The sequence below is a fragment of the Pseudomonas sp. GW823-FHT02C02 genome, assembly GCF_058797635.1.
Genome location: NZ_JBXAJV010000031.1, coordinates 35,252 through 51,233, shown reverse-complemented (window position 1 = coordinate 51,233; position 15,982 = coordinate 35,252). Strand labels below are relative to the sequence as shown.

The 15,982-nt window shown below is 61.5% G+C and carries 12 protein-coding genes; 3 read left to right on the top strand and 9 right to left on the bottom strand.

The genetic code is table 11. From position 1 onward, the window contains the following. From AC1ROI_RS33440 to AC1ROI_RS33430, 3 genes are all read right to left on the bottom strand, one after another. Positions 1-3,614: Ig-like domain-containing protein (locus AC1ROI_RS33440; protein WP_492573984.1), on the bottom strand; the 3,614-nt coding region annotated here is incomplete at its 3' end. A gap of 51 nt (positions 3,615-3,665) precedes the next feature. Further along, the gene (locus AC1ROI_RS33435; RefSeq protein WP_010464912.1) at positions 3,666-4,502 is read right to left on the bottom strand and encodes a sulfotransferase family protein; all 837 of its coding nucleotides are present in this window, start codon (positions 4,500-4,502) and stop codon (positions 3,666-3,668) included. A gap of 126 nt (positions 4,503-4,628) precedes the next feature. After that, on the bottom strand, positions 4,629-6,239 hold the full coding sequence (locus AC1ROI_RS33430; RefSeq protein WP_102594841.1) for a glycosyltransferase family 39 protein: 1,611 nt from the start codon (positions 6,237-6,239) through the stop codon (positions 4,629-4,631). 241 nt (positions 6,240-6,480) lie between these two features. Between AC1ROI_RS33430 and AC1ROI_RS33425 the strand changes: the two genes are divergently transcribed. After that, positions 6,481-7,068, top strand: a complete 588-nt coding sequence (locus tag AC1ROI_RS33425; RefSeq protein WP_102594840.1) for a phage tail protein — start codon at positions 6,481-6,483, stop codon at positions 7,066-7,068. Between the two features lie 50 nt (positions 7,069-7,118). After that, a complete protein-coding gene (locus AC1ROI_RS33420; RefSeq protein WP_102594839.1) occupies positions 7,119-7,430 on the top strand; it encodes a DUF6916 family protein in 312 nt (103 codons plus the stop codon). A 122-nt stretch (positions 7,431-7,552) separates the two neighbouring features. On the opposite strand, the gene AC1ROI_RS33415 is transcribed toward AC1ROI_RS33420, so the two are convergent. Genes AC1ROI_RS33415 through AC1ROI_RS33400 form a run of 4 tightly spaced genes read right to left on the bottom strand, consistent with a single transcriptional unit; the run spans position 7,553 to position 12,258 of the window. Then, positions 7,553-8,050 carry a GNAT family N-acetyltransferase gene (locus tag AC1ROI_RS33415; RefSeq protein WP_077750391.1) on the bottom strand — a complete coding sequence of 166 codons (498 nt, stop codon included), beginning with the start codon at positions 8,048-8,050 and terminating at the stop codon, positions 7,553-7,555. A gap of 12 nt (positions 8,051-8,062) precedes the next feature. Beyond that, a complete protein-coding gene (locus tag AC1ROI_RS33410; RefSeq protein ID WP_102594838.1) occupies positions 8,063-10,159 on the bottom strand; it encodes a site-2 protease family protein in 2,097 nt (698 codons plus the stop codon). After that, positions 10,160-11,479, bottom strand: coding sequence for an efflux RND transporter periplasmic adaptor subunit (locus AC1ROI_RS33405; protein ID WP_102594837.1), 1,320 nt, complete (start codon positions 11,477-11,479; stop codon positions 10,160-10,162). Beyond that, positions 11,476-12,258 (bottom strand): efflux RND transporter periplasmic adaptor subunit, encoded by a 783-nt coding sequence (locus AC1ROI_RS33400; RefSeq protein WP_102594836.1) that lies wholly within the window; start codon positions 12,256-12,258, stop codon positions 11,476-11,478. Before AC1ROI_RS33400 ends, AC1ROI_RS33405 begins: the two co-directional genes overlap by 4 nt. A gap of 497 nt (positions 12,259-12,755) precedes the next feature. On the opposite strand from AC1ROI_RS33400, the gene AC1ROI_RS33395 reads away from it, so the two are divergent. Then, positions 12,756-13,445 (top strand): NYN domain-containing protein, encoded by a 690-nt coding sequence (locus AC1ROI_RS33395; RefSeq protein WP_010464920.1) that lies wholly within the window; start codon positions 12,756-12,758, stop codon positions 13,443-13,445. On the opposite strand, the gene AC1ROI_RS33390 is transcribed toward AC1ROI_RS33395, so the two are convergent. After that, entirely contained in the window at positions 13,426-14,901 is a 1,476-nt protein-coding gene (locus AC1ROI_RS33390; protein ID WP_102594835.1) for an efflux transporter outer membrane subunit, read from the bottom strand. The genes AC1ROI_RS33395 and AC1ROI_RS33390 overlap by 20 nt on opposite strands. Then, positions 14,898-15,965, bottom strand: coding sequence for an HlyD family secretion protein (locus AC1ROI_RS33385; RefSeq protein WP_010464922.1), 1,068 nt, complete (start codon positions 15,963-15,965; stop codon positions 14,898-14,900). Before AC1ROI_RS33385 ends, AC1ROI_RS33390 begins: the two co-directional genes overlap by 4 nt. Between the last annotated feature and the right edge of the window lie 17 nt (positions 15,966-15,982).

Sequence of the window (15,982 nt, the reverse complement as noted above, 5' to 3'; positions counted from 1 at the left end):
CCGGTGTTACCGGCAAGGTCGGCCACGCCGGTATTGGCCAGGGTGATGACGTTGGTCAGGTCATTCACGCCGACGGTAGGCGTGAAGGTCGCGGTCCAGGTGATGCCACCGTCGCTGCTGCTCACAGCCGTCAACGTGCCATTGGCAATCGTCAGGTCAGCGTTGGTGAAACCACTGACGGCCTCGGAGAAGGTGATGGTCACCAGCGAGGTTTCGCCCGCGGTCAGGGTGGTATCGGCCAGCACAATCGTGGCCGTCGGACGCACCGTGTCGATGGCGTAGTTATTGGAATCGGTAGTGCCGCTGCCGGCGTTGCCCGCTAGATCCGCGATGCCGGTGTTGTTCAGGGTGACCAGGTTGGTCGTGTCGTTGATGCTGGCGCTCGGGGTAAAGGTCGCGGTCCAGGTGATGCCGCCATCGCTGCTGCTCACGGCCGTCAACGTGCCGTTGGCAATCGTCAGGTCGGCGTTGGTGAAACCGCTGACCGCTTCAGAGAAGGTGATGGTGACCAGCGAGGTTTCGCCGATTCTCAATGCGGTGTCCGCCACCACGATGGTTGCCGTTGGCCGCACGGTGTCGATGGCGTAGTTGTTCGAATCGGTAGTGCCGCTGCCGGCGTTGCCCGCCAGGTCGCTGACCCCGGTGTTGTTCAGGGTGATCAGGTTGGTTGTGTCGTTGATGCTGGCGGTCGGCGTGAAGGTCGCCGTCCAGGTAATTCCGCCGTCGCTGCTGCTCACGGCCGTCAATGTGCCGTTGGCGATAGTCAGGTCGGCGTTGGTGAAACCGCTCACCGCCTCGGAGAAGGTGATGGTCACCAGCGAGGTCTCACCGATTCTCAATGCGGTGTCCGCCACCACGATGGTTGCCGTTGGACGCAATGTATCGATGGCGTAGTTGTTGGAATCGGTGGTGCCGCTGCCGGCGTTGCCCGCCAGGTCGCTGACCCCTGTGTTGTTCAGGGTGATCAGGTTGGTTGTGTCATTGACGCTGGCAGTCGGTGTGAAGGTCGCCGTCCAGGTGATGCCGCCATCGCTGCTGCTCACCGCGCTCAACGTGCCGTTGGCAATCGTCAGGTCGGCGTTGGTGAAACCGCTGACGGCTTCGCTGAAGGTGATGGTCACCAGCGACGTTTCGCCGATTTTCAGTGCCGTGTCGGCCACCACGATGGTCGCGGTCGGGCGCACGGTATCGATGGCGTAATTGTTCGAATCGGTGGTGCCGCTGCCGGCGTTGCCGACCAGGTCGCTGACCCCGGTGTTATCGAGGGTGATCAGGTTGGTCGCGTCAGTGATGCTGGCGGTTGGCGTGAAGGTGCCCGTCCAGGTGATGCCGCCATCGCTGCTGCTCACGGCCGACAAGGTGCCGTTGGCAATCGTCAGGTCCGCGTTGGTAAAACCTGTCACGGCCTCGCTGAAGGTGAAGGTCACCAGCGACGTTTCGCCGATCTTCAGCGCGGTGTCGGTGAACACGATGCCGACGGTTGGGCGCAAGGTGTCGACCACGTAGTTATTGGAGTTCGTGGTACCGACGCCGGCCGTGCCCAGGCCGTTGTTCACCCCGGTGTTGTCCAGGGTGATGAGGTTGGTCGTATCGGAAATGCTCGCGGTCGGCGTGAAGGTGGCCGTCCAGGTGATGCCGCCATCGGCGCTGCTGACGGCGCTCAGGGTGCCATTTGCAATGGTCAGGTCGGCGTTGGTGAAACCGGTCACGGCCTCGGAAAAGGTGATCGTCACCAAGGACGTTTCGCCGATGCTCAGGGTGGTGTCAGCGACCACAATGGTTGCGGTCGGCGGCGGCGCATACGCGGTGTTGAGTACACCTCCGTCGTTGAAGATAGTCGCGACGGAGGTCGGCGAAGTGCCGGTTGTACCTCCACCCTGCGCGGTACCGCCTGCTCCACTGGCCGCGGCATTACCAGCCAGGGCCGCGAAGTTGGAGGCCGTGATCAGCAGCGTGCCTTTGTTCCAGATCGCGCCGACGCCCCGACCGCCGATGCCGCCATTGCTGGCATTGCTGCCTTGGCCACCGCCACCGCCACCGCCACCACCGGCGCCGATGTTGTTGCTGATGGTCGAAGTGCCGATGATGGTAATGGTGCCGCTGCTGGCGTTGTAGATCCCGCCCGCCGCATTGCCGCCAGCGCCACCGACTTTGTCCCAACCGGCGCCACCGCCCCCGCCGCCAATGGAAATCGTGCCATTGGTGGCCGTCGAGCCGTTACCGCCGTTACTGTAATAGGACACGCCCAGCCCGCCCGCGCCGCCAGTACTGGTGCCACCGCGACCGCCCATGTGGGTCGCGTCATAACCGCCACCGTAGCCGCCGGCATTGGCGCTGCCAGCCTGGCCGCCCAACGTGCCGGTGCCCGGCCCGGCCGAGCCACCATGCCCACCGTTCTGACCGCCCAAACCGCCGCCACCACCACCGCCACCGCCGTAAAAAGCACCCGTGACACCGCCGCCGCCACCGCCGCCGGAAGCGGCATTGGAGGTCACGCTGACGTTGTTAAGGGTCAGGATGCCGGCGTTGAAAATCCCCCCGGCCATTGCCCCTGTGGCACCGTAGCCACCGTTGCCGCCCGTTCCCGCCACCAGGCCACGAGTAATCACCAGGCCATCAAGGGTCACGGTTCTGCCCGCGGCAATTTCAATCACCCGCGTCCGGTACTGACCGTCGAGAATTACGTCAGCCACGCCGTCGTTGTTCAAGTCGCCATCGACGGTGATGTTCTGGTTGATCAGCAGTTCGGACGTCAGCTGCACCGTCATGCTGGCGTTGAAGGTGACGATATCGCCGTTCTGCGCCGAGGCGATGGCGGCACGCAACGAGCCGATACCGGTGTTGCCGTTGTTGGTAGCAGTCCAGGTCGCCAGGCCCCACTGATATTCACTCATGGCCGTGGTCGACAGCACGTTGGCGCTTTCGATGTTGCCGGTGACAATTTCCAGGTCCCAGTCGCCGCCGATCCCGGTGCGGTTGCTGGAAGCGGCTACATCACGGCCGGTCAGCTGCGCGAGGGAATCGACAAAACTCAAGCCTCGCTCACCTTCGGCGGTGTAGCAGCCGTAGATCATGATGTCGCCGCCGGCATTCATGTCCTTGCCGATTTCCGCCAGCACCGCACTGCGGGCCGCGACGTTGTCGGCCGACAGATAGCTGTCGCCCAGCCACAGGTCGCCCGCGTTGCCGTGAGCAATGATTTGCACGGAACTGATGCCCTGATGGGTATCCAGATAATCGGCAATCTGTTGCAGACCGTCCCGGCTCGCGTCCAGCTGAACCACTTGAGTGCCAGGCGCCACGCCTTTGAGCAGGCTGTCGGCGTCCTTGACCCGGGAATCGACGAACACCACGCTCTGCCCCGGTACGGCAACAGGTGTTGAAGCCGGCGTGGCATCGGCCTGGCCGTGGGTGTCTTTGCTGGCGACCGGCTGATCATTCGCCGGCGCTTTCGCCGCGTCGGCCGTGGGATGGCTTTCAGGCTGGGCGGCATCCGCCACGGTGGCCGCGACCGCGCCGTCGAACAACATTCGCGGCTCCAGGGACATGATCATGGGCGAGGCCAGCGCCCGTGCACCTTCGGTAACCCGCGACTTGCCTTTGCTCCACCACATGCTGCTCACCCGGACTCGAACTTTCGTGACGCGAAAATGAAAATGCCGCGATCAACTGATCGCGGCATCGGCTTTCATGCGAATGACATTGGCGGCGCTGGCTGAGCCATCGAGCCAGAAGGACAATTCTGCGTACTGCTTGAACAAGTCCGGCGGCAAAATCGTTCGCCGCGATTGCAGTTCGACCCTCGGCTTGACCTTGTGCAGGCCCGAAACCCCCAGGGCCTGGTCGAACGCTGGCGCGTCGTAAGCGAGGTGGTCAAAGTCATGCTCGAACCAGGGTTCGCCGATGAAGTCGTAGACCAGCCGCATCACCCGATCCGGCGCCTGAGTCAGCAGGTCGTAGTCGACGATCAGCAGCGACTCGGCGTGTTCGCCGTAATAGGCTTCCTTGAGCGCAGCCCAGGCAAATCCCACCAGGCGATTGCGCTGGGCCAGGGTTTCGCAACGGCTGTAGACGGTGTTGCGCTCGATCGCGTCGCCGAACAGTTTGGTGTTTTCAAAGGGGTTGGCGCGGTACAAACGCTCGATGCTGTCCATGACCCAGGCGACATTGCGCACACAGGCAATGACCTTGGCTTGCGGGAACAGGTCGCTGATGGCCGGCAAGCGCGAACTCCATAGCCGGTTGGTGTCGAACACCACCGGTTTGTCGGCCTTGTCGGCGTAGAAGGAGTCGAACAGACCGCGCAATAAGCGTCGGCGCAGATCGGTATCGATCACCGCGCCAAACTCACTGCCGGCGCTGCACTGTTCCAGAACACCTGAAAACAGCGCGCCAACGGGGCTGGTCATGCCGGCGTGGAAACGCGGGTTCTGCAACAGGATTGCAGAAAGCAGGGTCGAGCCTGAACGCGGCAAGCCGGAGATAAAGTGGTACTGCTGCATCCCTTCACCTGATCATCAGTCCTTTATGTATGACGGAGCGTAGACTATGAATGGCCGAAGCAGTAGTAGTGTTTTGATATCAAATCGAAGCTAAATCGTCTGAAAAACACGATTTTTGTTACTGACTTAACGCAACACGAACAAGCGCGCATTGGCGCCTCCTGCCTGCGTTTGGCCAACGCTCCGCCAGCCGGCGGGCAACGGGGCGAACTCGTCCGGCACACCGACAGTGCCGATCAACCACACGCGCCCCGTGCCTTTGGGCAAGGTGCCAAGGCTATCGAGGTAAATGTCCGGGGTCACCAACGTGCCGAAACCATAAGCACTCGGCCGGCTCGAGGCACCGCCTGATAACGGTGGCGTGTACAGCAACGGCTTGGCGTCGGTGCGGTTGTAATAGACGTAGCTGAGGTACCAAAGCATGTCGCTGGTGACGATGCGGTCACCGGCAACGAAGTGCTGGTTGACGTAATTGACCATGACGTTGAACTGGTCGTTGCTATCGACCGTGGCGTTGTTATTCAGGCCCACCAGTTCGACACCGGCAAACAACACCAGCACTGTCATGGCCAACACCCGGGCCCCTGAGTACAGGCGATCAATGGCCAGTGCGGCAATCATTGGCAGGCCGAGGGCGTAGGCGGTGAGGTAACGCTCGATGAACACCGGCGAGACAAACGACACCCCAAACACTACCAGCAACGGCACAACGGTGTAGATCACCACCAGCGCACTGCCCCGAATCACGCTGCGATCCCGCGCCAGCGCCACCCACATCAAGGCCAGCAACGCCAAAGGTAACGTGCTGAAAATCAGGGTCGGCAGGTTCTCGCCATCGTCCTGAATCAGAAACGACCAGATCATCGACGGCAACGAGCCGAACGTGACCGGTGCCTCCCATCCCACATCGCCATTGGCCTTGAGCTGATCCATGTGCTGGACCAGATCGATCAGGCTCGGCACCCAAGGCAAGTACAACAACACAATCGCCACGTTCGCCAGCCACCAGCCGGGGCGTTGAATATGCCGCAAGCGGTAACCTGGTTGCAGGCGGATCACCCCCAGATACAGCCAATGGCAAAGCACGCACAGGGCGGTGAAGTAATGGGTGTAGAACGCCGCTGTCATGAGCAGCACATACGCCACCAGATAACGCGTGCGCCGGGGGTATCGGATCCAGTAGACCAGCGCAATCGTCGCACCGATCAGCCACAGGCCCAGCAGTGAGTACATCCGCACTTCCTGGCTGTATCGCACCGCCGTTGGCAGCAGCGCCAACAGCAAACCGGCCAGCAGCGCGGCACGCCGGGTGGCGAGCAAGTCCATCAGCCAGAAGCCGAGCCACACCGTGGCGAGCAAGTCCATCAGCCAGAAGCCGAGCCACACCGTGGCGATCCCGGGCAGCGCGCTGAAACTGCGGATCGAAAATATACCGTCGCCGAACAGCTCGACCCAGCCGTGCAGCAGCATGAAATACAGCGGCGGGTGGACATCGTACGCGGCGTGCAGCCAGATCCCGCCGAGCGAAAACTGGCTCATCAGCAGGCTGGAACCTTCGTCGCCCCAGATAGCCGCCGCCGTCAGGTCGTAGAAACGCACCAGCGCGGCCAACGCGAGGATCGGCAACAGCCAATGTTCGCGCACCCACCGAAGCAAGCGCTTGACGCTCGCCCAGGCACCGGGTGTCGCTTGCGGGCCTTGGGTGCCCTCAAGTGGCAATTCTCTGTACGCCTCCATTGCTCCCCTCGGGACTGCCAGTGAAAAAGCGTGAAGCGTGTCATCACTGTAGGTCAGCGTCAGCGCCGTCGTCGATGCTGGCTTTACGACCAACGACATTCGGCAATCATCCGGATCTACTACGCTCTGGCTTGGCGTGACCCAGCCACGGAGATGAATGGAGTCGGCTGATCAGCGCGATCCGCCCGGATAACCGGGCCTTACGTGACGCTTCAGACACTAACCTGAGGGATAAGGAACTATGGAAGTATTCATGGGCACTATTCAGCCTTTCGCCTTTAACTTTGCTCCCAACGGCTGGGCCCTGTGCAACGGTCAGACGCTGGCGGTCCAGCAATACAACGCGCTATTTGCCCTGCTCGGCGTCAACTTCGGCGGCAATGGCTCCACCAACTTCATGCTACCCAACCTGCAAGGCCGAATGCCGGTGTGCATGGGCAACGGGCTGAACCTGACACCACGGGTCATTGGCGAACTCTCCGGGACCGAGAACGTCACCGCGACCATCACCAACCTGCCGAATCACACCCATGCCTTGTCCGGGCTGACGGCCACCACCACCCTGCAACTGGCCAGCCCGGCGAGCAACCCGGTCACCACTCCAACCGCGACCAACTCGTACATCGGTGCTTCGGGCGGCGGCCCGGGCTCGGCGAGCATCTTCTCTGATGCGCAAGGCGCTGCGGCGGTACCGCTGAAGGGCGTGGCCACTGCCGTGACGGGGGAAATCTCGTCGGCCGGTAACGGTTTGCCGATGGAAACGATGAACCCATTCCTGGTGCTCAACTTCAGCATCGCCTTGAACGGGTTGTTCCCTTCTCGCAATTGAGGTCTGGCCGGGGGATACCCATCCCCCGGCCGTTTTTCGGGAGTGACGCCATGTTGCAACAGGTTCAAAGCCAACAGTTTCAGACCCTGCTGGGCAAGACAGGCTCGCTGCGGCTGCCGGATGGCAGTGAGTTGTCGATCCATATCGACACGCTTGAAGAAACGCCCCATTCGCGGATGCCAAACAGCGAGCGCGTGCCGTTCAGTGTCGAGTTCAACAGCCTGGAACCCACAGCGTTTGTGGATGGGTTATGCACGCTGGAGTTACCGATGCTGGGTCAGGTGCAGGGCATTTTTGTCTCTCGTGTGCCGGCCATGGGCCGTGATCCGGACATGGGGTATTTCTATATCGCCTTCAACTGAACATACCGAAATCCCATTGTAGGAGTGAGCCTGCTCGCGATGGCGGTGGTTCATTCACATCTATGGTGACTGATACTCCGCCATCGCGAGCAGGCTCGCTCCTACAGGGGGCGGGGGTGGATTCAGCCTTGTGGATACCACACCAACCGCTCCGCCGCCGGGCTGCACTCTTCAACCTGAAACCCCAGCGCCAGGTAATGCTGGCGCGCATGGGGATTGTTGGCCCAGACCACCGTGGCCACCGGGCAGCGGATCTGTTGGGCGGCTTGTTGCACACCTTGCAGCACCTTGCGGCCAAAACCCTGGCCGCGGGCCTGTGGAATGAATGCCAGGTACAACACGCGAATTTCATTGGGGCCAAAATCGGTGGTCAGCGCGCCGATGGCTGTGTCGAGCTTTTCAATCACGTAATGCATCGCGTTTGGGAATCGCTCCCCCAATCCCTGTTCCTGCACCTGAAATTGCTGGGCGACCACCTGCTCAATCACTTCTCGATCGCCGTCGATCCATTGCAGATCCGGCCGCGCAGCCTGGTAAAGACTGTGCAAAAAAGGCCCATCGCTGGTCCGTGAGGGCCGAACCACCAAGCCATCGGCCGCCACTGATTCGGTATTCGCCATCACCTGCTCTCCTTAGAAACCGCTTTCCCTGACACCCAGCGCCGCCATGCGGCGCCAGGCCACGCCCAACAACGACTCGCCGCTGCCCCGCAACACCACCACGCCGCGCAAGGGTTGCATCGGCGTCGGCGCGGCTTCGAGGGTGCTCAACCGCGCCCCGTATTGTCCCTGCACCGGCTCAGCCCGTTGATGCGCATCCCGGCGCACGGCAATCGGCCCGTGGTGATCAGACGTCAGCGCTTCCTGATCGACATAGGCCGCGCCATTGGTGTCGATTTCGGTCAATCGCACGGCGATCGCCGGGTGCATCGGATCATCAGCAATGAACCGCCCGGTGGCCCCCGGCGCCACGCGCCACAGTTCGGCTTCGGCCAGATAGCCACGCAACCGTGCACCGTCTTCAACGACCCGCGCCAGGGGATCTTTGGTCGACAACCAGCGACCTGCCACCAGTTGCGGCAACAGATCGCGCACGGTGCCGGCGTGGGGCGCGCGCAGCAGCAGACGTTCACGCTGGGCGGCCAGCCCGCGATAGTCGGCCACCGCCTCCGCCAGGCGTTGCTCGATAATCCCGGCGTCGGCGGCGGTTTCGCTGCGACTGGCCTGACGGCGCATCTGCAACTGCTGGATCTGGATTTCACGCCGGACGATGGCCTGGCGCGAGTCCAGGTCCGGCGATTCCAGTTCGATCAGCACCTCACCCTGGGCAACCACCTGACCGTCATGCACGTTCACCGTTTTGACCCGCGCCGCGACGGGCGCGTGCAACGCACTGGCGCGTCCCGCTTCCAGCATCGTCGGCAGCTCCACCGCACTGCGCCACGGCAAAACCAGCACCAGCACCAGTCCGAGCAAGGCCAGACCGCTGAGCAACACGCGGGGGACATAGGCCTGCTCCCGTCGGCTCCACCATTGCCGCCACTCACTCAAGATCGGCAAGAAGATGAACCAAACCAGCTCCACCAGCATCAGGAAAATCCCCAACACCTTGAAGAACAGGTGATAGACCGCCAGCGCGATCCCGAGAAACAACGCCGCACGCCACAGCCACGCGCCATAGCCCCAGATCAGCAATCGACGCTGCATCTTCGGCGACCAGGGCTCCGGCGCCGCAGCCCCATAGCCGAACAAAAACTCGCGCAACCGCCAACGACACAAGGCAAAGGCTCGCCCTTGAAGGTTGTCCACTTCCCAAAAGTCGCTGAGCAAAAAGTAACCATCAAAGCGCATGAACGGGTTGAGGTTGATCACCAGCGTGGTGATCCAGGTGGCACTGGCGAGCATGAATGCAGCGGTGCGCCCGGGACCGTCCGGCAGCAATGACCAGACCAGCAGTGCAATGCTCGCCAGTAGCAATTCCGCCAGCACACCACCGGCGCCGATCAACAGTCGCGCACGACGATCATTGACCCGCCAGGCATCACTGACGTCGGTGTAAAACATCGGTAGCAACACCATGAACGCCACGCCCATGCTCTGCACCCGACAACCCGCGCGCTTGGCCATGAAGGCGTGGCCGAACTCGTGACAGAGCTTGGCGAAAAACAGCGCCACACCGAACGCCAGAGCGCCGCCGAGACTGAACAGATGCGGGAAGGTGGCGATAAACCGCTGCCAGTCCCGCGACACCAGAAACACCCCGAGCCCCAACGTCACGGGCAACCCGTAGCGCAGCGTCCGCGGGCCGAAGCGCTCGATCCATGGCCAGGCACGATTGAGAAAAGCGTCGGGGCGCCACAGGGGAATGCGGAAAAACAGGTATTGGTGCAGCAGAATCTGCCACAGCGTCTGACGCTGGGCGGCCGCCTTCAGGCTGTAACTGGCGCGCTGTTGCGGATCGAGTGCGCTGATCAGGTCGTGGCCACGCAAAAAGCCCAGCAACTGCTCAAGCTCCGCGCCATCGAGTGGCAACCCGGGCTCGCGGTTGGCGGCGCGTAACACCTGCTCGGGATCCCCCAACGACCAATGACGCAGCAACCGCATCGCGGCGGCACCGAGTTTGAAATAGCGCCCGCGCACCGGGTCGGCTAAGGTCCAGCGCGGCGAGCCATCGAGGGCCGGAGTCGCCACGGACAGTTGCAAGTCGGCCCGCAGGCTCGGCAGGCTCATCTAAAGCCCCACACTCTGGCGCAACCCGGCCAGAGGTCGACGCAGCAGGTACAACGCCAGCGGAGCACGGTCGCCGAAAATTTTAGCGGTGCCGCGCAGGCCGATGCGCGGCGGTGCGCCCTCGAAATTCGCATCCAGGCGATAAGCCAGTTGTCCGGCAGCGGTGGGTTGCGCCTCATAAGCCGAGCGTTCGAGTTTCGCCAAGTGCCGCTGCAACGGATCGCTGTCGAGAAACAGCGCGACTTGCGCGCCGGGCTCAAGGGATATCGCGTCGCCCACCGCCAGTTCGATGCGCAACTCGGCTTGGGTCGGGTCAGCAATTTCCATCAGCCGCTCGCCGGTCTGCACCGGCTTGCCGGTCCAGCGTTCCGCATCGGCGAACACCGCGATACCGCCGCGCTCGGCGCGGACTTCACTGCGTTTGAGCAATTCGCGGGCGTAATCCCGTTCGGCGCGTTTTTGCTCGACTCGCGCAGCCAGCAGATCGATCTTCGAGCTGGACTCGGCATCGGCGAACGAGCGTTGGGAATTGGCCTTCAGTTCAGCTTCGGCCACCCCCAAGGCGCGTTCGGCCACATCGGCCTGGGCCTTGAGCGTGGTGCTTTCGAAGCGCAGCAACAGGTCGCCGGCTTTGACCGTCTGATTGGGTTTGACCAGGAATTCGGCAATCACGCCGTCCAAGGGCGCAGCCACCACCCGGCCACCCAATGGAACCACTTCTGCCGGCGCCAGCACCGATTGGCGCACCGGGATCAGCAACCCGAGCAACAGCACGGCGACCAGTGCCACCCGACGTTTTCGGGTCCAGCGTAGCCGCCACGGTTTGCGCGGTTGCAGCGCCAACCAGGCATGGCTGTAAGTGTCGCCCAGTTGCGACAGCAGCACTTGCTCGGAAGGGTTCCACGGCAGGTCCCGCGCCAGCCACAGCCCACCGAATACCTCGCCCTGGTGATCGATCAGCGGCAGCCAAAACACCTGAGCCGCCGAAAGACTTTGCCAATCGGCCTGAATCGATTCGCTGAGGACATTCGCCGGTATCACCCTTGCCTGCTTCAGCACACCGGCCTTGAACAATTGCGCCACGGCCTGCTCGACGAACGCCACGAATGGCGCATTCGGGTCGACGGCACTGACACCCGTCACCGCCTGCACCTTGCCGGCAATCAACAGCGCCGCATGACGAAAACCAAATAGCGCCTGCCCGTCATTGACCAGGCTGTAGGCCAGTTGCGCAGGCGTGCGCGCAGCGCGGGTCAGGCGTTCGAGATCAAGAAACCTGGCGAAGACCTGTTCGGCACCGCTCGCAGCGGGCGCGTTCATTTAAGCTCCGCGAAACGCGCCGTGCCGCTCATGCCGGCCAGCAAACCGTTGGCATTGGGCAGTGTTGCAACCAGCAACAAGGTCTGGCTGCCTTCATCAATTCGAGCGCCGAGGCGTTTGACTGTGGCATCCAGCGGTTGACCGGTTTCATCGGGGACAAAGCTGAAGGTCTGACCGGGCTTGAGCCGGGCCATCCAGCGTGACGGCACCAGCAGATGGATCTCCAGCGTTCGATTGTCTACCACATCCAGCAACGGTGCACCGGCCGCCACGCTTTCATAGCGTTTGACCTTGCGCTCGACGACCTGGCCATCGAACGGCGCCAGCACGCTGCAGCGTTTCACCTGAACCTGATAAACCTGAGACTGCGCCTGCGTCTCGCTGACTTTGGCTTGGGCCCGCGCCACTTCAAAACGCCCGACCGAATTCAACGCCGCCAGCTGTTTGTTGTGGGACAACTCTTCACCCGCACCACGGTTGGCAGCCTGCGCCGCATTGAGCTGGGCCTGATAAGCGGAACAATCGAAACGCGCCAGCGTATCGCCCTTCTTGAACGACTCGCCCTCACTGAACGGCAGCTCGACAATGCGCCCGGACAACTCACTGGCGAGCACCGCCTGATCCCGGGCACGCAACACGCCCCGGGCCTCGCTGCTGGTTGTCGCATTGCTGCCAGCGGTGCTGTTTTCCAACAACGGATCGTCTGGCGCGGGCGTTTGCGCGTGTACTGCGCAGGACACAACGGTCAATCCAATAACCCAAACACAAAAACGCCGCATAACCGTATCTCCCTGACGGATGAGCGGAGTCTATGACAGGGTGGGTAGGCGTCAAGTGGATAGATGTCCTTGGATAGAAATGTGCTGTTTCAAAATTGCCTGATTTCTCAGCACGAAAACGTGGGCTTTCCTTCAGTAACTATCGGTAATAAATCCCACATCAGATTGGGAACGTACTTTCAATCGATACGGAGAGCAGCGATCGACACTTCAAACCTTTATCGAAATGCAGCATCTCAACACTCTTCCGGTAGCAATTACTAATAACTCAGGCCGATAACGCCTTGACCATGACGCAGGCCGGTGATGAAAACTGACTCGCCGGCGCTGGAAATCCTTCAATCGAGTCAAATGTTGATCAGCCATTGGGTTGACGTATATGACACACCAGACTTAGGATTCCCCAACTGAACCCCGTACGCAGAGATTAAATTCACTGGCCGTTGGGGTGAAGAAACCGGCTTCGGCCGGTTTTTTCGTTTCAGAGGATTGAGTTTGTGCGAACCGCGTTTTTTGTCGATGGCTACAACGTGTTCTATGGATTACTCGCGGGCACGCCATACAAATGGCTCAATCTGAAAAGTTTGCTGGGCCATGTCGCTTACATCGAGAATCCCCAAAGCTCATTAATCTCGGTTGATTACTTCACCTCATCCGTCAAGCCAGAGCTTGCAACTCGCGGCCGAGCCTCCAAAGAAGCTCAAGACACCTATTTGCGTGCATTAAAAGCAACCAACGTTGCCGTTCACTACGGTCGCCATAAGCTTGAGCCCGCGAAAGCACCTCGCTTCATTGACAGAAAAACTGGCGCCTCTCGCCAAGACAAAGTCGACATCTGGAAGCTTGAAGAGAAAGAGACAGATGTCCATATTGCGATCAGCATGTATCGCACAGCCGCAAGACAGTCCAAGTTCCATGCTAATAAACAAATCGAACAGCTAGTCCTGGTATCCAGTGACACAGACATGACTCCAGCCCTGAAAGCAATTCGAGAAGATTTTCCTGACATGAAAGTCGGGGTCATTCTTCCTCACCGTGCCGAGTTAAACCGCCCATCACCAGGTTCTTTGAAGGAGCACTCTCACTGGATGCGGCGTGTCGTCACCTCTGAAGAGTTGCAGGTACACCAATTTCAGGCACGAGTACCGACCCATAAGGCTCCCGCCATCAAACCGGATTACTGGTAACGACACTAGCCAACGGATACACCGACTCCCATCCCCCACCCAACGCCTTATACAAACCCACCATCGCCAGCGACACCCCGGTCGAGCTCTCGACAAACTGCTCCTGTGTCGCCAACAAGGCGCCTTGCACTGTCAGTACGTTAACGAAATCCACCACCCCTTCCACATATTGCTGCTGCGCGGTGCGCAGGGCGATCCGGTTTTGGCGGACAGCTTCGGCGAGGCTGTCGCGGCGTAGTTGGCTGGCGTTATAGGCGCTCAGTTGATCGTCGATTTCATGCCAGGCGCGCAGGACGGTTTGCTGGTAAGCGATGGCGGCTTCCTGTTGCTGGGCCTCGCGTAAGTTCAGGACCCCGCGCAGGCGGCCGCCATCGAACAGCGGCAGGCTGAATTGCGGGCCGATGCCGAACGAGCGCGAGCCCCAGGAGCCGAAATCGCTCAGTTGCATGGCTTGCGAACCGATGTTGCCCGACAGGGTAATCCGCGGATAGAAGTCCCCCTTGGCCACGCCGATGCTCGCAGTAGCGGCGTGCAGTCGGGCTTCGGCCTGACGAATATCCGGGCGGCGTTCAGCCAATTGCGACGGCAGGCCAATGGCGACCTGGCGCGGTGTCGAAGGCACGGGGGCGTCTGTGGATAACTCGGCCTGGAGCGCTTGAGGCGGTTCGCCCATCAACAAGCTCAGGGCGTTGATCAGTTGTGACTGGCGCTGTTCCAGCGCGGGCAGACGCGACTCGATGGCGGCGACTTGGGCAGCCGCTTCGGCGACATCAAGGTCAGTGGCAACGCCGTCGGCCAGACGCAGTTGCGAGAGTTTCAGGCTGTGTCGGGCGACCTCGAGGTTTTGCTCGGTAACGGCCCGCGTGCTCTGCACGCCGCGCAGTTGAATATAGTCCTGAGCGGTTTCGGCGAGCACCGACAGCAGCACCCCACGGCGATCGTTTTCCGCGACTTCCAGGGTCGCATCGGCGGCTTCGGTTTCGCGGCGCACACGGCCCCAGAAATCCAGTTCCCAGGAAGCGGAGAAGCCGGCGTCCCAGAGGTTGAACGCCGAATCACCGTTGTTGCCTGATGGGTCGTTCAGACCTTCTCCGCTGTTGCGTTTGCGCCCGTAGCTGCCGGTGGCGGCGGTATTCGGATAACGGTCGGCCGTGATGACCTGACGCGCCGCACGGCTTTGCTGCAAGCGGCTGCTGGCGAGTTTCAGATCGAGGTTATCGGTCAAGGCGCGCTGGATCAGGGCCGAGAGTTTTGGGTCGTTGAAGACGTCCCACCAGCGTTCGTTCATGTCGGTGGATACCGCTTCGCTGGCGGCGGCTTTTGATGGTTTTGACCATTCAGTGATTTTTTGGGGTTGAGGCTTCTGGAAGTCGGGGCCGACAGTGCAGGCGGAAAGGCTCATGACCAGCGAGGCGCACAGGGTGAGTTGAGGCCAGTGGCCAACGAAGATCTTCATCGCTGAACCACCTCGGACGCAGTCGCCTCACTGGCCGTATCAATCCTCGCCTCCACCGACATCCCCACCCGCAACCGCTCGGCCAATGCCTGCCCCGGATCCAGAATGATCTTCACCGGAATTCGCTGCACCACCTTGGTGAAGTTGCCGGTGGCATTGTCCGGTTTGATCGACGCAAACGTCACACCGGTCGCCGGCGCGATGCTCTCGACGCGCCCCGTCAGGACCTCGCCTCCGAGGCTGTCGACACGCACTTGCACATCCTGCCCAGGCTTCACGTCGGTCAGTTGGGTTTCCTGGAAATTGGCGACCACGTAAGCCTGTGCCAGCGGCACCACCGCCAGAATCTTGCTGCCCGGCGTCACGTAAGCGCCGACCCGCACCGCCCGCTCGCCCACCATGCCGTCCTGAGGGGCAACGATGCGCGTGTAAGACAACTCGTAGCTGGCCATTTCCAGCGCCGCTTGCGCCCGCTTCAATCCACCGTCGGCCGCGTCGCGCTGAGCGGTGAGGATCTCCACTTGCTTGCGTTCCGCCGCCAGCACCGCCGTGACATTGGCCAACCGCGCGGAGGCCTGATCGATGCGCGTGCGCGCTTGCTGAGCATTCTGCACAGTGCCGGCACCGACCCCGGCGAGGTGATTGTAGCGGTTCAGTTCATGCTCGGCGAAGGCCATTTCAGCCTTGGCCGACACCACCGTGGCCTGGGCCTGAGCGATCACCGACGTCTGGCGTTCAAGGGTCGCCTTAGCATTTTGCAGTTGCGCCCTGGCCACCAGCGTTTCGGCATCGGCGGCTTGGGCGGCGGCACGCAGGTCGCGGTCATCGATCAACGCCAGCAACTGCCCGGCCTTGACCTGCTGGTTGTCTTCCACCAGCACTTCCTTGATGAAACCCGCCACGCGAGGCACCACCAAGGTGAAGTCCGCCGAGACAAAGGCATCATTGGTGTTCTGCTGGGTGCGCTTACCGAAAACGCCTGGCGCCAGCAGGTAAATCAGCACGCCGACCGCCACCACTGCGGCGACGCCGACAGCCACTTTTTGCTTTGTTTGAGTCGTCATAAAAACCTTCTGTTTCT